Origin of the sequence: Stieleria sedimenti, from assembly GCF_025060895.1 — a bacterium.
Taxonomy (GTDB): Bacteria; Planctomycetota; Planctomycetia; order Pirellulales; family Pirellulaceae; genus Stieleria; species Stieleria sedimenti.
In genome coordinates this window covers 50,987-71,110 of sequence record NZ_JANZKV010000104.1, presented here as the reverse complement: position 1 = coordinate 71,110, position 20,124 = coordinate 50,987, and the positions used below count along the sequence as shown (strand labels likewise).

18 protein-coding genes are annotated in these 20,124 nt (G+C 61.0%); 6 read left to right on the top strand and 12 right to left on the bottom strand.

All coding sequences use genetic code 11. The annotated features are described in order from the left end of the window. The first annotated feature begins 424 nt into the window (after positions 1-424). Positions 425-916, top strand: a complete 492-nt coding sequence (locus NZK35_RS14695; RefSeq protein WP_259633292.1) for a thioredoxin family protein — start codon at positions 425-427, stop codon at positions 914-916. Here the strand turns inward: NZK35_RS14695 and NZK35_RS14690 are convergent. Next, entirely contained in the window at positions 901-1,218 is a 318-nt protein-coding gene (locus NZK35_RS14690; protein ID WP_259633291.1) for a hypothetical protein, read from the bottom strand. The genes NZK35_RS14695 and NZK35_RS14690 overlap by 16 nt on opposite strands. Positions 1,219-1,857: 639 nt before the next feature. Here NZK35_RS14690 and NZK35_RS14685 point away from each other — a divergent pair. After that, positions 1,858-3,027 carry a prenyltransferase/squalene oxidase repeat-containing protein gene (locus NZK35_RS14685; RefSeq protein WP_259633290.1) on the top strand — a complete coding sequence of 390 codons (1,170 nt, stop codon included), beginning with the start codon at positions 1,858-1,860 and terminating at the stop codon, positions 3,025-3,027. A gap of 104 nt (positions 3,028-3,131) precedes the next feature. After that, positions 3,132-4,553 carry a 30S ribosomal protein S12 methylthiotransferase RimO gene (gene rimO / locus NZK35_RS14680; protein ID WP_259633289.1) on the top strand — a complete coding sequence of 474 codons (1,422 nt, stop codon included), beginning with the start codon at positions 3,132-3,134 and terminating at the stop codon, positions 4,551-4,553. Positions 4,554-4,589: 36 nt separating this feature from the next. Here rimO and NZK35_RS14675 read toward each other — a convergent pair whose 3' ends face one another. From NZK35_RS14675 to NZK35_RS14635, 9 genes are all read right to left on the bottom strand, one after another. Beyond that, positions 4,590-7,049, bottom strand: coding sequence for a type II secretion system protein GspD (locus tag NZK35_RS14675; RefSeq protein ID WP_259633288.1), 2,460 nt, complete (start codon positions 7,047-7,049; stop codon positions 4,590-4,592). A gap of 151 nt (positions 7,050-7,200) precedes the next feature. After that, a complete protein-coding gene (locus NZK35_RS14670; protein WP_259633287.1) occupies positions 7,201-7,737 on the bottom strand; it encodes a hypothetical protein in 537 nt (178 codons plus the stop codon). Then, positions 7,727-8,422 (bottom strand): hypothetical protein, encoded by a 696-nt coding sequence (locus NZK35_RS14665; protein ID WP_259633286.1) that lies wholly within the window; start codon positions 8,420-8,422, stop codon positions 7,727-7,729. The genes NZK35_RS14670 and NZK35_RS14665 overlap by 11 nt, the downstream gene beginning before the upstream one ends. Next, positions 8,419-9,192: a hypothetical protein gene (locus NZK35_RS14660; protein WP_259633285.1), complete on the bottom strand. Its 774-nt coding sequence runs from the start codon at positions 9,190-9,192 to the stop codon at positions 8,419-8,421. The genes NZK35_RS14665 and NZK35_RS14660 overlap by 4 nt, the downstream gene beginning before the upstream one ends. After that, a complete protein-coding gene (locus NZK35_RS14655; RefSeq protein ID WP_259633284.1) occupies positions 9,189-10,301 on the bottom strand; it encodes a hypothetical protein in 1,113 nt (370 codons plus the stop codon). Before NZK35_RS14655 ends, NZK35_RS14660 begins: the two co-directional genes overlap by 4 nt. Before the next feature lie 173 nt (positions 10,302-10,474). Beyond that, positions 10,475-11,722, bottom strand: a complete 1,248-nt coding sequence (locus NZK35_RS14650; protein WP_259633283.1) for a type II secretion system F family protein — start codon at positions 11,720-11,722, stop codon at positions 10,475-10,477. Positions 11,723-11,726: 4 nt separating this feature from the next. Then, complete coding sequence (locus tag NZK35_RS14645) at positions 11,727-13,562, bottom strand: GspE/PulE family protein (protein WP_259633282.1); 1,836 nt, start codon at positions 13,560-13,562, stop codon at positions 11,727-11,729. 18 nt (positions 13,563-13,580) lie between these two features. After that, entirely contained in the window at positions 13,581-13,913 is a 333-nt protein-coding gene (locus NZK35_RS14640) for an STAS domain-containing protein (RefSeq protein ID WP_095740598.1), read from the bottom strand. Between the two features lie 16 nt (positions 13,914-13,929). Then, entirely contained in the window at positions 13,930-15,195 is a 1,266-nt protein-coding gene (locus NZK35_RS14635) for a PAS domain-containing sensor histidine kinase (protein WP_259633281.1), read from the bottom strand. Between NZK35_RS14635 and NZK35_RS14630 the strand changes: the two genes are divergently transcribed. Next, positions 15,173-15,439 carry a hypothetical protein gene (locus NZK35_RS14630; RefSeq protein WP_259633280.1) on the top strand — a complete coding sequence of 89 codons (267 nt, stop codon included), beginning with the start codon at positions 15,173-15,175 and terminating at the stop codon, positions 15,437-15,439. The two genes, NZK35_RS14635 and NZK35_RS14630, sit on opposite strands and share 23 nt — an antisense overlap. A 3-nt stretch (positions 15,440-15,442) precedes the next feature. On the opposite strand, the gene NZK35_RS14625 is transcribed toward NZK35_RS14630, so the two are convergent. Then, the gene (locus tag NZK35_RS14625; protein ID WP_259633279.1) at positions 15,443-15,970 is read right to left on the bottom strand and encodes a response regulator; all 528 of its coding nucleotides are present in this window, start codon (positions 15,968-15,970) and stop codon (positions 15,443-15,445) included. Between the two features lie 81 nt (positions 15,971-16,051). After that, positions 16,052-16,480, bottom strand: coding sequence for a type II secretion system protein (locus NZK35_RS14620; RefSeq protein WP_259633278.1), 429 nt, complete (start codon positions 16,478-16,480; stop codon positions 16,052-16,054). 662 nt (positions 16,481-17,142) lie between these two features. On the opposite strand from NZK35_RS14620, the gene NZK35_RS14615 reads away from it, so the two are divergent. Together NZK35_RS14615 and nusA are read left to right on the top strand one after the other, a co-directional pair. Continuing rightward, a complete protein-coding gene (locus NZK35_RS14615; RefSeq protein WP_259633277.1) occupies positions 17,143-18,126 on the top strand; it encodes a hypothetical protein in 984 nt (327 codons plus the stop codon). A 151-nt stretch (positions 18,127-18,277) separates the two neighbouring features. After that, positions 18,278-19,804 carry a transcription termination factor NusA gene (gene nusA / locus NZK35_RS14610; RefSeq protein WP_259633276.1) on the top strand — a complete coding sequence of 509 codons (1,527 nt, stop codon included), beginning with the start codon at positions 18,278-18,280 and terminating at the stop codon, positions 19,802-19,804. Positions 19,805-20,124: the final 320 nt, after the last annotated feature.

Below are 20,124 nucleotides of genomic sequence, written 5' to 3'. Positions count from 1 at the left end.
CCGTAAGGCCTCGGGCAGCGTCGCAATGCCCGGCCGCTTACGCGTCGCGGCTCACAAAAACGACAGCCCGCTCGCGCCCTGTCGCTAAAAAATGCTGCACAGCGTTGCCGAGAGGGGGTGCTGCACGTAGCCGGTGGTCGCCATCGCGCACCACCGGAATCCCCTGACCCTCGAATGAATGCCCTCGAATCTTGCGATTCGAGGTGGCAAGCAGGATGCTTACCCCACTTAGGTGGCAAGTAGGATGCTTACCTCACTTTAGTGGCAAGCAGGATGCTTACCCCACTTTGGAAGGTCGCAGGGTGCTTGCACCCACTGGTTAGCGGGTGCCTTGGATACTTCCTGTGGTTGATGAACAGACGCGTTAGAATTTGCCCATTCGGACTTGTTTAGGCAGTTTTCCTCATCACCACAGAGCACCGCCGTGAAACGAATCATGGTTTGCAGTGGGCAGTATGCCCTTTTGGCGATCGTCGTCCTGTTCGCCGTCTCTTCTTCAGCAGCCCGAGCGGCTGATCTTGTCGGCAGTTATCTGCACCCGGTCGGACTCACCGGCTCGTCGGCGGAACCGGCGATCGACTGGCACGATGATTTCGATGCCGGCTGGCGTGCCGCCAAGCAGTCGGGGCGACCGATGGTGATCTTCATCACGTCCCGCCGATGTCGCTATTGCGACGCCATGAAACGCGATACCTGGACCGATGGCTCGATTCGAAGCCGATTGAAAAATGGGTTCGTTGCGATTCGTCTGTCACCGGATCGCAACGCTGACATCCTGCGACGCATCCACGTGCCGGCCTATCCGACCACGTTGATCGGGCATCCCGATGGCAAGGTCCTTGCCCACAAGGTCGGTTATCAGCCGCCCGGTGCGCTGCACCAGCTGTTGGGTGCGGCAGATCAATCGGCGAACTGATGTTGCCGTAATAACCGCAATCGCAGGTTCAATTCACGTTCACGCCGATCCAATTCGGCCTCGCGTCGATCGAGTCGAAGCGACCACTGGCTGAGGCTGGCGATCAAGTCGCCGGTGTGATCGGGAAACAGGTCTTTTGGGCGAGCGGGCGGTTTGGGGGATGCTTTGACGGGAGCGTTGCGGTCAGGCGAATGCGCTGTTCCGGCGGGCTGCGGAGGATCGATTCGCAGGATCAACTCGTTTTGATCTGCGGTTCCAGGTCGGCCGTCGGCGGGCGATCGCCGTCGAACCTGTAGCGTCACGGGCCGTGGTTCGACGGCCTGGCGCAGCCTTCTCAAACGGAACAGGGTCGGCGGCGCAACGCCCGGTCGGTTTGCGGCCGTTGGTCCCAAATCGCCGTGTGTCGGTTGGCCATTTGCCAGTCCGCCTGCACCTGACGGTCGATGCGCCGCTTTCGCCGGTCGGCGCTGCCGCTTGTCCAGACCGCTCGCGGTGTGGCGACGGGACGGTGTAGGGGTGACGGTCGGTGGCATCGGGCGGCGGTTTTGAATGTTAGTTGGGGGCGGACGCGGAGTTGTTGTGGCGAGGTTCTGTGGTGCAAGTGGGGGCAATCAATGGTTTCACAAGGCAATCGACCCTCCCCTCGCTTCGCTCGACCCTCCCTGCCAGGGAGGGTGACTTTAGAACTCGACCCTCCCTGCCAGGGAGGGTGACTTTAAAACTCGACCCTCCCTGTGAGAGAGGGTGACGTTATAACTGCACGCCCTCTCGCTTCGAACATCGTGTCTCTGTACCCACAGCTTCGTTCGTCACGCTCGGCCGAGAGACCTGCACGCTTGTCAGCCTGGAGCGTAAAATGGGGTGTAAGCTATCGTCATCGCAGCGGTTGTGACGTTCAAGCCGCCCACCTTCCACTGTTAGGGGTTCGAATCGGGATGCACATGTCCGACATTTCAATAGGCTCACGCTCTTGTTTTTCCGGTCTGATTCTGGCACTCCTGGTCGGCGTCGCCTCGGTGCCGTCGGTGGTCGCTGCGGAATTTCAGACACCGGAGCAGACCAATGCAGCGATCGACGAGAGTGTCGAGTTGGCGATCGGGTTTTTAAAGAATCGCGGTCAGACCGGCGACGGCGCGTTCAGCCCCGAGACCGGTGTGGCGGTGACGTCGTTGTGCGTCCGAGCGATCTTGGAGCATCGTCCCACCGACGTCGACTCGCCGGTCGTCAAAAAAGCGATTCAGTTCATCCTGGACAATGTCCGTCCCAGCGGTGGGATTCACGCGACGGGATCGATGTACCGAAACTATGAAACGTCCGTCGCCGTCGGCGCCTTGGTCGCAGCCAATCGCGACAATCGATACGAAAGTCAACTCAAGCGTGCCGAAGCGTATTTGAAGGAGATTCAGTGGGACGAGGGCGAAGGCGTGGAGTCGTCGGACACGGCGTATGGCGGTGCGGGCTACGGCAAACACGCCCGTCCCGATTTGTCCAACACGTCCTTTTTGGTCGATGCCTTGAAAGACTTGGGCAACGACGCGGACGACGAAGCAATCCAGAAGGCGCTGCGATTCATCAGCCGGACACAAAACTTGGCCGGCCACGGAAACGACACCGAGCATGCCGACAAGATCGGCGACGGCGGTTTTTACTACACGCCGGCCGCCGGCGGTGAAACCAAGGTCGTCGGCGAAGACGGGGACAGCGAAGACGGGGACAACGGCGGTGGGCTTCGCAGCTATGGTTCGATGACCTACGCGGGGCTGAAGAGCATGATCTATGCCGGCCTGACCGACGATGATCCTCGCGTTGCGGCCGCCATGGACTTCATCCAAAAGACCTACTCCCTGGATGAAAATCCCGGGATGGGCAAAGCCGGGCTGTATTACTACTACCACACCTTCGGAAAGGCCTTGGCGGCCGCGGACATCCGCGTGCTGACCGATACGGAAGGCAATCACCACAACTGGAAACGCGAATTGGCCGCGACCTTGGTCAGCGCGCAACAGGCCGACGGGTCTTGGGTCAATGACGGCAACGACCGCTGGATGGAAGGCAACCGCAATCTGGTGACGGCCTACGCGCTGTTGGCGCTGAAGTATTGCCGCGAATGATCCCGGAACCGTTTGCTCGTTTGGGGGAATTCGGTTCCAATGATTCGCTTCGATCGGCTGCGTCCAGCGATCGAATGCCCCATCAGCCTTTTTCCTTAAATTCCATGCAACTTCCCGTCGTCAATTTATCTGATTCCGCCCCGGTTTCCGCACCGCAGGAGGGGGGGGCGGATGCCCGCGGCAGCTACGCCGTGGTTTCGTTGGGCTGTCCCAAGAACTTGGTCGATACCGAACAGATGCTCGGCCGGCTGGACCAGGACGGTTACCGGATGGTGGGCGACGTGAATGGGGCGGATTTTGTCGTCGTCAATACCTGCGGATTCATCGATTCGGCGCGTGAAGAGTCGCTCGGTGCGATCGATGAAATGTTGGACCTGAAGCGTCAAGGCAAGATTCGCGGGGTGGTCGTGACGGGATGCTTGGCCGAGCGTCAGCAGGGCAAGTTGTTGGAGGCGCGTCCGGAGATTGATGCGATGGTCGGCGTCTTTGGACGCAACGATATCGTGGACGTGGCTCACCGATTGAGGAGCGGTATTCAGGAACAGCAACGCGTCTTTCGCCCCGCGCCGATCCGACCGCTATCGGACGCGGTTCGTTCGGCCGTCACGCCGCGTCACTTCGCCTACCTCAAAATCAGCGAAGGGTGCGATCGGCTGTGTACGTTTTGCGCGATCCCCAAGATGCGCGGCAAACACTACAGCAAGCCGATCGAACAAGTGGTCGATGAAGCGAAACGGCTGGGGGACAGTGGTGTTCGCGAAGTCGTCATCGTCGCTCAAGACACGACGTACTACGGCAAGGATCTTTACGGCACGCCGAAGTTGACCGAATTGCTGACGGAGTTGGACAAGATCGATTCGATCGATTGGATCCGCTTGATGTATTTCTACCCCATGTACATCGACGACCGATTGGTGGAAACGTTGGCCGGAGCCGAGCGGATTTTGCCGTACATCGACATGCCGTTGCAACACGCCAGTGACGCGATGTTGAAACGCATGTCCCGGAAAACGACGCGTTCGCTGCAGGAAGAGATCGTGGGGCGTTTGCGTGAACAAATCCGATCCCTGGTGATGCGGACGACGATGATCACGGGATTTCCGGGTGAGACCGAGGATGATTTCGAGCAGTTGGTCGACTTCGTCGCCGAGCAACACTTTGAGCATCTGGGCGTGTTCACTTATTCGGTCGAAGAAGACACGCCGGCGGCCAAGTTGCCCAACCGCGTGCCGGCAAAGATCGCCGAGCGGCGGATGAGTGATTTGATGGCCGTCCAGCAGCAGATCGCGTTTCAGTGGAACGCCGATCGCGTCGGATCACTCGATGACGTGATCATCGACTCCAAGTTTGAAGAGCAAGACGGTGTCTGGATCGGCAGAACCCGTTCGGAGGCGCCCGAGATCGACGGGGTGGTCTACGTCAGTGGCGTCGAATCGGGTTCCGAGCCTGAGGTCGGTGACATCGTCGAGTGCGAGATCGTCGCCAGCCAAGGCTATGACCTGGTCGCCGCGCCAGTGGGCAGCTGAGTGCGCTCTGGAGGCTGGACACCAACGGTTGCTGATTCAATGATTCGAGTAGCGAATCTCGGGTGAATAATGCAGCTCGCGGGCCGCGTGCGGGGGGAGGGCTTTCTGCAGGTCCGAGCACTCTTTTTCGCGGACCGGATTGGGGTCGTGCATGATGTGGGTGACCAGGGCGACGACCAATTCGTTGCGTCGGGTTTCGGCGGCACGCTTGTTGAACAGCCGTTTGACGACGGGGATGTTGCCGACGAGCGGAATGTTTGCTTGGCTCTGGGAATCGGTTTCCCGGATCAGTCCACCGATCACCAGCCCGCTGCCGTCGGGCATCAGCACCGTCGTTGAAACTTGCGTCGTGTCTTCTTCGGGGAAGCCGCTTTCGGTGATCTTGCCGCCGGAGACCTTGGGCAGGACGGTCATCAGAATGTTACCGTCTTGGGTGATCACGGGCGTGACTTCCAAGACGATTCCGACGTCCAAGAACTGGACATTTTGAATCGTCGCCGTTTGCGTCGTGGTGGCAACGGCGTAGGGCAATCGTTGTCCGATTTGCACCTTGGCCGTTTGCCGATTGACCACACTGACCTTCGGTGAGGCCAGGGTGCGTGAGTTGGTGTTGACGTGAATCGCTTCGATCAAATGGCCGATGTCGGTGCCATCGACCCGGAAAGCCAGCGACGGTCCTTCGGGGTTCTCTTCGGCGAATCCCGTTCCGTCCAAGATGACTTTGGCGCCCGAGACCCGCGCCAGGGCGCGTAGATTCACGCCGTGTCGTTCTTCGTCGTTCAAGTCAATTTGAAGCACGTGGGCTTCGACCAGCACTTGCCGCGGCGGAATATCGATCTGGGCGATGTACTGGGAAACACGCAGGTGTCCCGCTTCGTTGTCTTCGACGATCAACAATTCACGTGTTTTCAGATTGTCCAATTCGTCCGCTTCGCTGGTGTATGCCTTGCCGATCGGCGACAGCAACCCGGTCACGACTACTTGCACATCGGCGGCCGCCACGTAGTTGAGCGGATAGACCTGAAGCCTGCGTCCTTGGACTTTGGGATCCAGGGCGGCCGAGTCGGCTCCGGTGACATACAGCAGGTTGTCCGACCGATGCCAATGAAAACCTGCGACACCGAGGATGGCGTCGAGCACTTCGTCCAGCCGCGCCCCACGGATGCTGACCGTGACCGGTCCGTTCACGTCGGGGCCGATCACCAAGTTCAATTTGTGGTGGTCGGCGATCATCCGCAGCACGCTTCGCAAGTCGGCATCGTTGGCGATCAGAGTGACCAGGTCGGCGTGTTTTTCCAGTGTCGCGCGATCGGTGCCGGGCGCCGGCTTGAGTGGGATCGCGAAACCTTTTTGATCCGTCGCCGGCTGGGGCAATTCCGCCGCAGCGGCAGGGGTTTCGGCCTCGTCAGGCTCGCTGCTGTCGGATGCGGCGCCGACTTGGGCGATCCGTCGAGTCGATTGCGGAAGCGAGCCGACAATCAGATCCGCGATTCGAACGTCGCTTTGTTCCCGGGTGTCTGGTTCAGCATGGTGAACCACGTAGTCAATGTTCCCGCTGCGACCGGTGTTCCCGCTGCGACCGGTCGTGTTCGCCGCTGTCGATGGTTGGTCTGCCGATGAAGCGGCGACGTGGAACGCTTGCAGATTCCCGATGTCGGTCGGTTGGGTCGGCGTCATCGGCGTGTAGGCCGCCCGCGCGCGGCTCGGCTTCAACGGTTGTGGAATCGTTCCGACCGGGTCGGGGGCTGCGATCAACCGCGCCGATGCCACGGGACGCAGGGCGTCCGGAACGCGTTGCGAGGAAAGCGTGGTTTGCCGACGTTTGGTCGTGCCGCCGGTCGTTGCCGTTGGAAGCGAGTTGGGACGAGCGGAACGATCGTCGCTTGGGCGGTTGGCCACGGGCAGTGCGATCGGTGTCTTGCCGACAATCGAGGCGGTTCTTGAGACACCACTGGTCTTTCGCCGGCGGAGCGGTTTCACGTCGGTCGGCGGAGAAGGCAGTGCGGTGAGCGGAGCGTTTTCGTGGGCCGATGACGGATGCGTTCGCCCGCGAACCTGCCACCGTGATGAATCGGTGCCAGGCGAAGTTGAGGCTGGAGGCGACGAGGATTCGGTGGATTCGGTGGATTCGAACGCCACCAGGGCGACCGATGCCTGGGGAAGATCGTCAGACGCTGCGACCAGTTCAATCGCCGAGGCATCAATCTCTGGAGGCAGGGCGAACAATTGATGGGCGGTCGCCACGTCGACGTCGACCACGCCGGTTGGGGCGTTTTCCGCTTGCAGTACGGTTTTGGATTTCCCGCGGAGCAGCAGAGCCGGTGGGTTCTCGCACGCGGGGTCGCTGGGTTTTTCCGGCAGACGAGCAGGTTCGGGACTGTTCGCTTTGGCGGCCGCGATTTTGCTTGCGCGGTCGTCTTTGGAATCCGCGGTTTGCGCACACGGCATCATCCCCAGGCAGAGGGTTCCGATGATCGCCAGAGACAAAATCCGCATCCGGAGAGCTTCCTTGCACATTAGATGAACTGAAAATCGGAACAACCGACACAATCGGCACAGACTCACACTGTTGTCGTATCGGCCTCTGACACGTGGCAGCGAAGCAAATCCTGTGAACTTGATCCAATTAGCGAGAATTGCTGGATCCCTACGGAGCGATTTCGACCCCCTCGTCGGAGACCTGGATGACCACGACGCCGGTTTCCAGTTTTTCACCCGATCGCACGATTTGCCCATCGATCAGCGCCTTTCGGTCGGTTCCATCGTACGCACCGTAGACGGCACCCAGGGTGTATTCCACGGTTGCCGGGGGGGCGGTTTGTGGCGAAGTCGGTTCGGGGGTGGTTTGAACGACTTCGATTGCCGCACCGCGAAACAAATCTGTCGCGGTGATTTCGTCGAGGGTCAGGGCGGGCAGCTCGACGGGCGTGACGAAACGCTCCATCAATTCGTCCGGGGCGCCCTCCGGGGTGCGCTCGGCGTGCGATTTGAGCGAGATCAGGGAAGTTTTGACCGAGGTCGCCACGTCGCCGGTTGGCGTGGTGTTCGAGGGGGAACAGACCAACGCGATCAGCAGCACGGTCAGCAGGAAGGCGACCAGGGCAAGTTGTTTCTTCTTTTTTGCGTCGTTGGGTGCAGCCGCACGTGGTCGCGGACCGGCGGAGCTGTTGGGGTCAGGTTTCATGTTCGCTCCTCCGCTTTAGCAACTTTGCGGCGGTCGTGTCTTTCCCTGCCGAGGGAATTCGCAGAGAAACGGTGGCGAGGCAGCGGACCGGGGCCGGGTTACCGTCCTGTGTCGCCGCGGCGTGATGGTCTCGGTCGGCGCGAACGAGACGGATCTCGTCGCACCAGATGGGTAAGTCGGCGGTGACGATCCGTTGCAGGAATCGGCAGACATCGGGATAGGACCCTCGAATTTCACAGTCCGCTTCCAGCACGGCGATACGTTTTCCCTGATGCGGTCGACCACGATCCAGTGCAATCAACTGCACCTCACAGGCAGCGGCTGCGTTCTGTAAGCTCGAGCGCACGTTTTCCCAAAAACGGTTTTGCGGCAACCAGGCGGCGATCTGTTCGATACGCTCTTGGGTCAGGCGTCGACGTTGATCGGCCTGATCGAATTGATTCTGCAAGCGATTGCGATTGGAGATCAATTCGTTCGCTTCGGCGATCTGCTGTGGGCGATAGGGTTGGTCGGCGGCCAGGATTTCGGGATAGATCCAAATCGTACTGGTGATCGCGATCAACACCGAGGCAATGATTCCACAGAGGACGTGGCACCGCAGCGGCGTGGTGATCCAGCGCAGGTGCGAAGACGACTGGGCACCCGATCGCGTTTTGGACCGATGGAGAGGAATTGGATTTTTCATGGCACCAACGTCGACGAGAGCGGTTGAGCGGAGACTTGAATCAGGGCTTCGCGCCAGACGCCGGCGGGGGTGGTCAATTGGACGTCTTGCAAGCGGCCGGATTTTTCCAGGCGATCGTTCCAGGGCATCAAGACATCCCGGCTGTTGGCGACCGCGGCCAGCGAGACTCGGCGTACGGCCCAGGACGGTGGCTCTTTCAGTGACAGGTCATATTCAAGTGGCAATTTGATTTCGATCGACTGCACATCCAGATGTTGCGTCGCCGGGACTTTGGGGCCGGGGTGTGTCGCCCGTGTCACGGCGCCCAGCACTTGCGCCACACTGTCGTCGGGCTTTGCCGATTCGACCCACGTGCACCATTTTTCCAACAACGCGTTTTCGGTTTCCAGCAGACGGGTCGCGCGTTGAAGTTCGGCGATCGGCTGGGCTTGTTCGACCAGGACGGCGTTTTTGGCGATGGTTCGTCGACCGCGCAGCCACAGCGTGACGGACGATCCGATGGTGATCGACAAGAGCACCAGCAGCACGACCGACCATTTCTGAAAGGCCTGTTCGGCATGACGTCTGGAGCGGTAGCGTGGCGGCATCAGCTCGAAGTCCTGCCAGCCGCCCAGACCGTCGAACACATTTTCAGAGGGCACCGGCGGCGTCGACTCTTCCGGCGGCCAGGGCATCGGGGCCATCGCATCGGAGAGTTCGGGGACAAAATCGATGCCGACATTTCCCAGGTCATCACGCTCGGTGGTGGTGTGTTGTTCCAGTTGCATCATCGTCCGTAACCTCGGCTGGAACAGCGCGCCGCGGCCCACGCCAGCGAAAGAGCTCCGGCGTAGGACGAATCGAGTCGGCGGACGAATTCGACGTCGCGATCGAGGTGCTTGGCCAGAGGCGTGGGACGCTTGGCACCACAGTAAGACCAAATCGCGACGGGGGTTTCGGTCAGGGTGGCGATGATTTCATCGACTCCCTGGATTTCCGCCAGTGGCCCGGCGATCAGGATCGGCTTGCCGGAGACGCCGCCCATGTCGGCGCGGGTGGCGTATCGGGCGGTCGCCTTGAATTCGGTCGCGATGTCACTCAGGTAGGGACGTAAGGCATGCGCGTCGAGCGGCCGATCGGGTTGCTCCGATGCCAAAATTTGTTCGGGCAGTGAAGGAAGTGTCCGCGTCAAGCCGACGCCCGTCTGGTGCCGCATCGCGACCAGCACCGAGGCGTGACTGAGCCATAGCACCGCTTGGGCATCGATGCCGGTGAGGGATTCCGCGGCGTGGGCCAGAACGACGCCGTGCGGTAGGATCGATTGAACATTGTAACCATTGGCGCTGGCGATGTCGGTGACCTGACCGGCGGTCTGTTCCGCCGTGGCGGCGATCACGTATTGATCGTCCCCACAGGGGTAACCGTGATGGACGCCCACGACAGGCCAGTGGCACAGGTGTGCGGCACTTTGGAACACCGATTGGCCGAACATTTCGCTGCAGCGTTGACGGATCTGCGGAATGTCATTGCCGACGACGGTTTGGTAGTGCGTCCAGGCGATCGGCAACGCGATCGCCGCGACATTGGTTTCCCCTTCGATGCAGCGTGGCAGACGCTGTTTGATCGCCGTCAGGACGCCCTGCAACCACTGCGGCGTCATTTCTTGGTCGCGACCGGTCGGCAATGCAAATTGATGCCGGTTGACCCAAGCGTGTTCGTTGGACGGGCGGATGGACGAGCGTAGTGTCGCCACACGCACGTTGTGTTCGCCGATGTCGATGCCGATGTAGGCCGTGCCGTTTTTCGAAAACTGCCCCGATCGCCGCCAAAACGTCGTCGCCGGCGCGCGGCCTTTCACGCTTGGCTGAATCTGCGAGGTGGTGGGCTGGATGGACGTCATGACAGGGAAGCATCGTGGAAGGGCCGGTCCAGAATCTGCAACAGACTCGGCACCATGGATGTACGTCACGGAGACAGACTGTTCAAACGAATGCGAGCCCGCGTGCCGATGCCGAACCAGGCCACATGCGATGGGGACTAGTGTTGTCGTTGCAATTGGCAGATTCGGATCCGTCAGCCGCTTTGGATGGTCGAAACGTCCAGCAACGGTAGCATGACCGACATCACGATGCCGGCGACGAAGACGCCCATCACCAGGATGATCACCGGTTCGAGCGCGATGACCAGCCGTTTGATTTTTCGTCCGCCTTCTTGTTCATAAAAGCGGCCGATGTCGTCGAGAACTTCTGCGACACGCCCGGTCCGTTCGCCGGTCGCCATCATCTGGGTCGCTTCGGTCGGCAGGAAGTCTGCCGTCGCCAAGGCGTCGCTGGCGCTGAGTCCATCGATCAGGTTGGCTTCGACGCGATCGAGCAGATCGTGCCAGGAACGGTCTTGCACGGTATCGCGTGTCAGCCGCACCGCTTGCAACATCGGGACGCCGCCGCGGACCATCGCCGCGATGGTGCGAAAGTATCGACCGGCGATCAGCGGGCGATAGGCATCTTTGATCATCGGCGCGTACAGCAACAGTTTGCCGATCGGGCCTTGGATCAACGGGTGTTTGCGCAGCATGACCAACGCCACGATCGTGGCGATGCCGACCGGAAACAAAACCATCCAGTACTCCCGACCGAAGGTGCCGACGTCCAACAAGAATTGTGTCGACGCCGGGACGGGGCGTCCGGTGGATTGGAACACGCGTCCGAATTGGGGCAGCACACCGAGAATCAGAGCGGTCATCACGACCGAGGCTGCGGCAATCAAGATCACCGGATAGATCATCGCGCCGATGATCGACGCTCGCATCTCCAATTCGCCTCGCATCCGTTCGACAACGTTGCCGAGGGTTTGCGGGACATCGCCGGTGGCTTCGGCCGCGGCAAGCATCGGCGGCAGCGACGGGGGAAAGTATTGTCCGTGTGCCGCGACGGCACTGGAAAACCGGCTGCCCCCGCTGAGCGACTGGTGGATCGCATCAAGGGATTCGGCCAAGCGAGGGTCCTGGCAATGGTCCGCGACGTGGCCGACCGCTTCAGCGATCTCGACACCGTTTTGGCTCATCACGGCCAGCTGGTTCAGGCTCAACAAGATCGTCGACGACGAAACCGGCAACAGGAAAATACCGCCCGATCCCGCTTGGCGGGCCGGCGCGTGTAACGCCACGGCGGCGGAATGGCCGCTCGCGCGATTGCCGCTCGCGCCGTACCCGGTGTCGGCCGAACCGCGTGCACCGCGTGTGGGAGACGAGGGCGGTGCGGGAAAACCGGACAGGTCTTCTCGTTCGCTCGGCACGGTTGTCAGTGGGGTGAACGCCTTCATGATTTCAATCGACCAGTGCCACGCGTCCGACTTCTTCCAAGCTGGTCACCTTGCTTTTTGCCAACTCGATCCCTTCGCTCAGCAACGTCGGCCCGGTTCGAGAGCGACGCAGTGTTTCCAGGTCCGCACCGTCGTTGATCAGCGTGCGAATGTCGGGAGTCATTTCGAACAACTCATACACGCCCGATCGGCCGCGATAGCCCGACTCGTAGCACTCGCCGCAGCCACGGGCGCGCGCAAAACCCTGACGCGGGTCACCGACGTAATGCAGTTCTTCCAGCATCTTGGTCGACGGGTAATAGGTTTCCTTGCAATGCGGGCACAGGTTTCGCATCAATCGCTGCGCGATCACGCCGACCAGGCTGGCGGCGATTTTGAAACTCTCGATCCCCATGTCCATCAAACGCGTGATCGCGGCGGCACTATCATTGGTGTGCAGGGTGCTCAGAACCAGGTGCCCGGTCAGCGCCGCCTGGATCGCGGTCTCTGCGGTCTCGCGGTCACGAATTTCACCGACCATGATGACGTCGGGGTCTTGTCGCAAGATGCTCCGCAGGGCTTGGGCAAACGTCATCCCCGTTTCTTTGGCGACTTGAACCTGGTTGATCAATTCCAATTGGTACTCGACCGGATCCTCGACGGTGATCACGTTCCGTTCGATGCCTTTGATCAGTTCGATGGCCGAATAGAGTGTCGTGGTTTTGCCGCTGCCGGTCGGTCCGGTCACCAGCACCAAGCCGTGTGGCCGAGAAAGCATGCGGCGGACGGAGGTCAGCGAGGAGTTGGGCAGCCCGAGCGAGTTGAGGTCGAAGGTGACGCTGTTGCGATCGAGCACCCGCATCACAACTTTCTCGCCGAGCACGGTGGGGAGCGTGCTGACACGAAGGTCCACGTCGCGGCGGCTGATTCGCACGTGCAGCCGCCCGTCCTGGGGTTGCCGGTGTTCGGCGATGTCCAGCTTGGCCATGACCTTGATCCGCGAAACGATCGCGGCGTGCATTTCCTTGCGCGGCTTCATGACTTCGCGGAGTGCGCCGTCGATGCGAAAGCGGATCGAGGTGAACTTTTTGCCGGCTTCGATGTGAATGTCGCTGGCGCCTTGTCGAACGGCCTGGATGATCGCGTAATTGACCAGGTTGATCACCGGGCTGCCTTCGGCCAACTGTTGCGTGCCGTGCAGGTCCAGATCGATCGTTTCAGAATCGAGTTCCAGTTGTTCGACGTCGAGATCCGCGGTCACCGAATCGACGGCAAAGTCGTCTTCGTAGCAGCGCGGCAACAGCCGTTCGATGCCGCTGGCCAGGGTCAGCACGGGGCGGATGCGGCATCCGCTGATGTCGCTCAGCGCGTCGATCGCCGCCAGATCCTGGGGGTCGGCCATCGCGACGGTCAGTTCATCGCGGACACGCATCAACGGCAGCACTCGGTAGCGTTCGGCTTCCTCGCGAGGGATCAGCGCCACGGCGATCGGGTCGATCAGCCCTTCGCGCAGCTTGACGCCTTCGACGCCCAGTTGTTCGCCGAGCATGGGCAGCAGGCTGGCCTCGTCGACCAGGCCCAGTTCCGCCACGACCTCGCCGAGTCGTTTGAAGTGTTTCCGTTTGACGCGGCCGATCGATTCGGTGCCCTCTTGGGCGGCCAGGGCCTGCAACCGGTCTTCTTCGCTGGCCTGGTGGGCCAACGCGGTTTCCAATTGGTCTTCGCGGATCAACCCGGCTTCGATCAAGCGGCTTCCCAGCGGGACCACGCCGTGCTCGGCGCCGGGGCGGCGGGACGGTTGCACGATTCGCGGCGGGCCGAGACCGGCGGTGTCGGAGGACGGGTTCGAAATCGTTTTCATCGCTCTCGAATCCTCCGTTTAGGCAAAACTGCCGAGTGCGGTCGTCAGATCGGGGAACGTTTCGATGTGGGCTCCGACGCCGGTGATCCGCAACAGGTCGTCACAGAGCTCGCCGACGTTGCACAGCCGCAGACATCCGCCACGCCGGCAGCATTCATCGCTGAGACCGAGCAGCCATTCCAATCCGCGGCTGTCGATCAGCGGGGTGTCGCTGAAATCGACGACGATGGCAGGAACGCCGCCGGTCAGTTTGCTGCCGATCATTTCCCCGATCGGGCCGATCGATTCGGCGCGAAGCGGTCCTTCGGAACGAACGACATAGACGCTGCCATGTTTATCAAGTCGGGCCATGCTGGTACGCCTTTGTTTAGATGCCGCTGCGCGAATGGCCGCCGATGGGCAGACGCATCATGAACGTGGACCCTCGGCCGACTTCGCTTTCCAATTCGACTTCGCCGCCGTGCATGCGTGCGACTTCACGGGCGAACGCCAGACCCAAGCCGTTGCCCCGCAGCTCGCTATTGGCCGCATTGCTGCCGCGGAAGAACTTGTCAAACACCTTGTCTTGTTCTTCGGTTTCGATCCCCGGCCCGTTGTCCTGGACGTCGATTCGAATCCAGTCGTCCTGGACACCGCAGCGGACGATGATTTCGCCGGCCGGTGGCGTGTATTTGACGGCGTTGCCGACCAGGTTGACCAACGCCGCCTGCAATTTGTCGCGGTCGCCGAACACGGTCGGCAGTTTGGCTGCAAAATCCGTGACCAGTCGTTGATGTTTCTTCTCGGCCTGAGCCTTCATCTGATCGGCGGCGTATTCGACCATCGGCAACAGTTCCAACTCGTGCCGATTGGCGACCATCGACCCGGCTTCCATTTGTCCGACCGTCAACAGCTGGTCGACCAAGCGGCCCAGGCGATGTGCTTCGGAAACGATGACGTTGCAAAATTCTTTTTGCTGATCGATTTCCAGTTGGTCTTCGGCCTCGAGGGCCTCGGCGTAGGCTTGCAGGTTGTTCAGCGGGGTGCGCAGTTCGTGGGTGGCGGTCAACAGGAATTGGTCGCGAGATTTAGTCGCCAGTTCTTGCTGCGTGACGTCGGTGAGGATCCAAGCCATCCCTTCGCCGTCACCGCTGCGGCCGTCTAGCCTTGATCGAGCGACGCGGAGATGAATGCGTTCCCCGGCCATCGTGACTTGATGGCGTTCTTGGATCATTCGCACATTGCTGAGCAAACGTTGGCGTTTGGCGATCACCGAGTCGTCGCCGGCCCGCAATCCCAACAGGTCCAACAGGTCGCGTCCGATGTGGTTGGCGTCTTCGGTGAGACTGAACAGGCTGCATGCCGGTGGGCTGATGAACAACAGCCGGCCGTCCAGGTCCGTGATCACCCAGGCCGCCGGCAGCCCACGCATGGCGCGGGCCAGCGTGATCGCTTCTTGATCCAATGAGGCCGGAGCGCGCTCGTCGCTTGCGGTGCAGCCCGATTCCGCTTCGCGCAGTAGTTCGTTCCAGGCCTCGGTGATTTTTTCTTGGCCGATGATCGGACGGACCGTTCTCCAACGTTCCGGTCGGCCGCCGCTCTGGAGCAACTCGGTTTCGATGGTCCGCAGCGTGCGAACCGATCGCATCGACATCAAACCGCTCAACGAGCAAACCGCGACGGTCGCCACCCACATGATGGACTGGAACGATCGCAGTTGCGGAAGGGAACTGGCCGCGACGCCGCACAACAGCGCGCACAACGCCGTCACGCAAAACAGAATTCCGATCCGGGTCGTCACCAAGAGTCTGCCGGAGGAATTCGAATTCGGGGTCGATGCGGTGGTCTCCGATGCCGAGAAGACGCCTTCGCCTGAGACAACCGCGGCTGTCGATTGAGAATCAGGCATCTCCACAGCCTTGGGGCGGTTGAGAAACATCCGGTCCCGGCGGCACACTCAAGCCCAACGCATCCGGTAGCGGGCTCAGGGGCGGTAGGATGGGGAATTCGGGTTCGGCCCTCCTGACGCTGTCCGCGGAATCCGTGCATCCGACTTGTTCGAGGTGTCGGTGAATGACCTCGCTCAATTTACGAGGGCTAAACGGCTTGTGCATGATGCAGGCGAGTCGGAAATCCACCCGTAACTTTTCACTGTCAAGTTCCAACCCTTTGGCGGTGCAGAGAATCGCCGGCGGTCGTTGGTAATCGGGCAGTTCATCGAGCCGTTGGAGCAGTTCGACACCGCCGCAGCCGGGCATCTGAAAGTCCGTCACAATGAAATCGATGCCGCCCTGCAGCAGACGCTGATAGCCGGATTCGCCATCGCAACTGGTTTCCACGGCGAGCCCACTTTTGGCAACCGTAAAGCTCAGCACCCGCCGAAAGACGGGGTCATCTTCGATGATCAGTACGGTCGGTGTAGGGGGCATATCAGACAGTCTCGGAGGGCTGACTCAAGTGTCGTGAATCTGGAAAGCAAAACGAATGGGTTGCCATGACGGCGACCCGGTTCACCAATCTTTGCCGATGTCGGTTCCGGCCGGATCCAGATTCAATTTCAAGCTGCCGTTGTGGGGTTTGTATGCCCAGCCGCTGCTGCCGTCGGGCGAAGGGACCACCGGCGCGGAGGTCGTGGTGGTGTCGTAGTAGACATCCGAGAGCCCTCGGACCGGGCCGATCGCGGGCTCCGGAAACGGGCCATTGAGCATGTCCGCCATCGCCGTTTTCAGATCGCCGTTGGCCGGATAGCTGCCTTCTTGGGCTCGGTACATTTCGATCGCGTTGCGAAGTACCGCCAATTGCTGACGTGTGGTGTTGATTTCCGCTTGTTCGGCGGTATCGAACATCCGTGGTGCTGCGACTGCGGCAATGATGCCCAAGATAAGAATAACGATGACCATCTCGATCAGTGAGAAACCTTGACGCTTTTTGCGTGTCATGTCCGTTTGCCTTTATGGTTGATTGCTGAAGCGTCAGCAGGGTGTATTGAGCGGCGATCCAGCACTCGACTCCCCGTGAGATCGTGTTTTGTGGTCTGGCTCGCTTGGTGACGCACTGAAAACTAGGACGGGTTTGCTGCAATGATGACGTGCATGTGCGATTTCTGATTTTTTCGGCCACCCTGGAGAGTGTCCCGTCGCTCTGCGATCGGCACCACCGTCATGATTAAACGCCGGTGGCGGTCATGCGACGGGCGTTGCACGGGGGGAACCGCCATGTTGCGAGAATGCATCGCGCGCACTGCTGGGGCAACATTCGATCGGCCGGCGGTCGGCCGGCCTGTCGATTTGGTCGATATTTTGAATTTAATTCGATCACGCCAGCCCGACGCGTCAGCGAGGTCCGTCGCGTGGTCCCTTGCCAATGCGTGCGGGCTCAAATCGACAGGCCGCGACGCCAGTGGTAAGGGGTTCGACGTCTGTTGCGCAGCGATGGCGTACCGCTGCGAACCACGAGTTGGCAGCTTCTGACCGGAATCCTCACACGCCGATGGGCCGGCCGGCAGGGTCGATCGGGACCCGTCCACGTTCGGTTGGCCCCTGAGTTGCTTAGGGTCTCGGGCATCATGTTCGATCACCACACACCACCGCCGAGACGTCCGTTGAACGAGAACCAACGCCCCCTCTGGATCATCATCTTTGCGATTCTGTTGGCCAGCATCGCGCTGCGGACCAAGGGGCAGGAGATTTCCGACGCGCCGCAGCGTGAAGCCCCGTCACCAAGTGAAGCCCCGTCACCAAGTGAAGCCCCGTCACCAAGTGAAGCCCCGGCACCGATCGAAGCCCCGGCACCGATCGAAGCCCCGGCACCGATCGAAGCCCCGGCACCGATCGAAGCCCGGGCACCGATCGAAGCCCCGCCGGCGAGCGAAACGAAGTCACCGGACCAGGTCATGGGGCCGGACGAAGCGGCCGCCTACACCGAAATGCGGATCGGCGATCGTGTGGTGCTGGTCAAACGGGCCTCCGCCGAGCGGGCGTCCTCGTCGCAACCGGAACCCGCCAGGCCGGCGCGGTCGATGCGTCCCAGGTCTGCCTTTGTATCCGCCGAAATCGCCCAGTTCGATTCCGATCCGGACCCCGACGGCTGGCTGGCGAGCGTGATGTTGATGGGCAGCGACGACCAGCCGGTCACGGTCCGCCGGGCGACGGCACGATTTGAATTGACGCCGCGGCTTCCGACCCACGACTTCACCGGCTATGTCGATGCCAACATCACGCCGATCCAATGGCAGGTGCCGTTGAAGTTCGCCGACGATGGGGTGGCGACCGTTCGGTTGCCTTTGCGAAACCCCATCACGCCGTTGATCGGTTGGCCCGCGACATCCCATCCGGCAGTCGGCCGGGCCGGCGGCTTCCACGCGTCACGGCGTGGGATCATTCGCCACACCACCAGGGCATTCCAGGATCGCACGGCGTTGAACGACTCTCAAGGTCGACGGGCCGCACGGTCGGCGATCGGGATGGCGAGTTTCGGACAACTGAAAATTCGGGTTTCGGTACCCGGTGAAGGGGTTTTTGATGCGGTCACCCCGATCGCTTTGCGCCCCTCGGTCTTGGTTGACACTCGTTGGCCCTATCAGTAACTTGACAGATCTCAGCACTGGTTCACGCAACTGCCCGGTCCTGCCGAAAGGTCCGGGTTTATTTTTTGCCGTAGGATCAGTGCTCGATTGCTCGCTTAAGCCCTGAACCAAGCCCGATTCCGCCTAACCAGCGCATGCCGCGACGCTCGCTATGAACCCACAAGACATTCTGCGATATGTCGATTCGCTCCATCGCGAAAAAAATATTGACACCGAACTCGTGTTCTCGGCAATCGAGGCGGCTTTGCAGACGGCTGCAAAACGACAGTATGGTGAAGACGCTGACATCCAGGTCCAGCTGAATCGCGAAAACGGACGCATCGCAGCAACCCTCGATGGCGAACAGCTCGGCGACGATCAAATCGGGCGAATCGGCGCCCAGACGGCCAAGCAAGTGATCATCCAAAAGGTACGCGAGGCCGAACGTGATTCGCTGATGGCAGAGTATCGCGAACAGATCGGAGACACTGTCGCCGGGATCATCGGCCGTGCCGATGGCGGTGTCGCGACGGTCAATCTCGGTAACGTGGAAGCGATTCTGCCGCGCAGCGAACAGATCCCCGGCGAAACCCTGCACGCCGGCGAGCGTGTGCGGGCGGTCGTGTTTGAGGTCAAAGCGACCGGCAACCGCGTCCGTGTCGTGCTCAGCCGGACCCGGCCGCAGTTGGTGCAGCGGTTGTTCGAACAAGAAATCCCCGAGCTGAGCGAGGGTGTGATCGCGATCAACTCCATCAGCCGAGAACCGGGGTACCGCAGCAAGGTTGCCGTCAGCAGCGAAGACAGCCAGGTCGACCCGATCGCTGTTTGCGTGGGGTATCGCGGCAGCCGAATCAAGGCCGTCCGAGAAGAGCTGGCCGGAGAACACATCGATGTCGTCCGTTACAGCGAAGACCCCGAGGTGCTGATTCCCAACGCCCTGCAGCCGGCCGAAGTCGAGCAGGTCCTGTTGTGCGACATGATCGGCCGCGCGATCGTGTTGGTCCAGGAAGACCAGCTGTCGCTCGCCATCGGGCGACGCGGCCAAAATGTTCGCCTGGCCAGCAAGTTGTGCGGTTGGGACATCGAAATCATGACCGGCGGTGAGCTGGAAGAGCAGATCGAACGCGCCGTCGAGGCCTTTAGCCAGCTCGAAGGCATGACCCCCGAGATCTCTCAAGTGTTGGTCGAGCAGGGTTATTTGTCTTATGATGATTTGTCCGTCATCGAGCCCGACGCTTTCATGGAAATGAGCGGGCTGACCGAGGAGCAAGTCGACTTGATCGTCAACACTGCCGAGGAGAAGGCAGAGGAAGCCGAGGCGGCGGCGGCGCAAGAACGTCAGGCTCGTCGTGAGCGGGAACGCTTGCACAAGGAAGCCGAAGCGGCCGGCGTGGTTGAACCCGAAACACCTGCCGAACCCGAAGCAACAGCCGAACCCGAAGCAACAGCCGAACCCGAAGCAACAGCCGAGACCGAAGCAACAGCCGAGCCCGAAGCAACAGCCGAGCCCGAAGCAGCGGCCGAGCCCGAAGCAGCAGCCGAACCCGAAGCAGCAGCCGAACCCGAAGCAGCGGCGGCCGACGCCGGGGGTGGCGAGGATTCCGAGACTGTCGCGGACGAGGGGGATTCAGCTGCAGAGGGGGATGCCGACGCCGAGACTTCCGAAGCGTCGGAGGTGAAGTCGCAGCAGGACGGTTAGCGTTTTGCCGAATTGCTGGAGTCAGCCTGAACGGTTGCGATCGGGCCTCGAAACCCGTCGCGGGTGTGCTCGGCTGACACGAAACGCCGCTTGGTGGAGGCACACGAGCGGTGGCCGGGGGAAAAAGTCGAGTGAAATCTACTCTTGCCCCCAGGTCAGACCTCTGCGAAGACGTGTTTTTTCGCTATCCTTTGCTTCCAACGCGGGTCACGGCGATTTGCTCTCTGTGACTCCACCATTAACTGAAAGACGAAAACCATCCCGGTCTGCCCCGTTTCATCCTATCGCGGTCTAACCTTTCACCGCGTCAGATGGAGACT

What these genes read in the sequence shown, in the direction of transcription:
- NZK35_RS14685 (WP_259633290.1), top strand. Translation starts at nt 1,858, where the DNA reads ATGTCCGACATTTCAATAGGCTCACGCTCTTGTTTTTCCGGTCTGATT.
- NZK35_RS14670 (WP_259633287.1), bottom strand. Translation starts at nt 7,737, where the DNA reads ATGAAACCTGACCCCAACAGCTCCGCCGGTCCGCGACCACGTGCGGCT.
- NZK35_RS14635 (WP_259633281.1), bottom strand. Translation starts at nt 15,195, where the DNA reads ATGTCGATGCGATCGGTTCGCACGCTGCGGACCATCGAAACCGAGTTG.
- nusA (WP_259633276.1), top strand. Translation starts at nt 18,278, where the DNA reads ATGAACCCACAAGACATTCTGCGATATGTCGATTCGCTCCATCGCGAA.
- NZK35_RS14655 (WP_259633284.1), bottom strand. Translation starts at nt 10,301, where the DNA reads ATGACGTCCATCCAGCCCACCACCTCGCAGATTCAGCCAAGCGTGAAA.
- NZK35_RS14665 (WP_259633286.1), bottom strand. Translation starts at nt 8,422, where the DNA reads ATGAAAAATCCAATTCCTCTCCATCGGTCCAAAACGCGATCGGGTGCC.
- NZK35_RS14640 (WP_095740598.1), bottom strand. Translation starts at nt 13,913, where the DNA reads ATGGCCCGACTTGATAAACATGGCAGCGTCTATGTCGTTCGTTCCGAA.
- NZK35_RS14675 (WP_259633288.1), bottom strand. Translation starts at nt 7,049, where the DNA reads ATGCGGATTTTGTCTCTGGCGATCATCGGAACCCTCTGCCTGGGGATG.
- rimO (WP_259633289.1), top strand. Translation starts at nt 3,132, where the DNA reads ATGCAACTTCCCGTCGTCAATTTATCTGATTCCGCCCCGGTTTCCGCA.
- NZK35_RS14650 (WP_259633283.1), bottom strand. Translation starts at nt 11,722, where the DNA reads ATGAAGGCGTTCACCCCACTGACAACCGTGCCGAGCGAACGAGAAGAC.
- NZK35_RS14645 (WP_259633282.1), bottom strand. Translation starts at nt 13,562, where the DNA reads ATGAAAACGATTTCGAACCCGTCCTCCGACACCGCCGGTCTCGGCCCG.
- NZK35_RS14620 (WP_259633278.1), bottom strand. Translation starts at nt 16,480, where the DNA reads ATGACACGCAAAAAGCGTCAAGGTTTCTCACTGATCGAGATGGTCATC.
- NZK35_RS14660 (WP_259633285.1), bottom strand. Translation starts at nt 9,192, where the DNA reads ATGATGCAACTGGAACAACACACCACCACCGAGCGTGATGACCTGGGA.
- NZK35_RS14625 (WP_259633279.1), bottom strand. Translation starts at nt 15,970, where the DNA reads ATGCCCCCTACACCGACCGTACTGATCATCGAAGATGACCCCGTCTTT.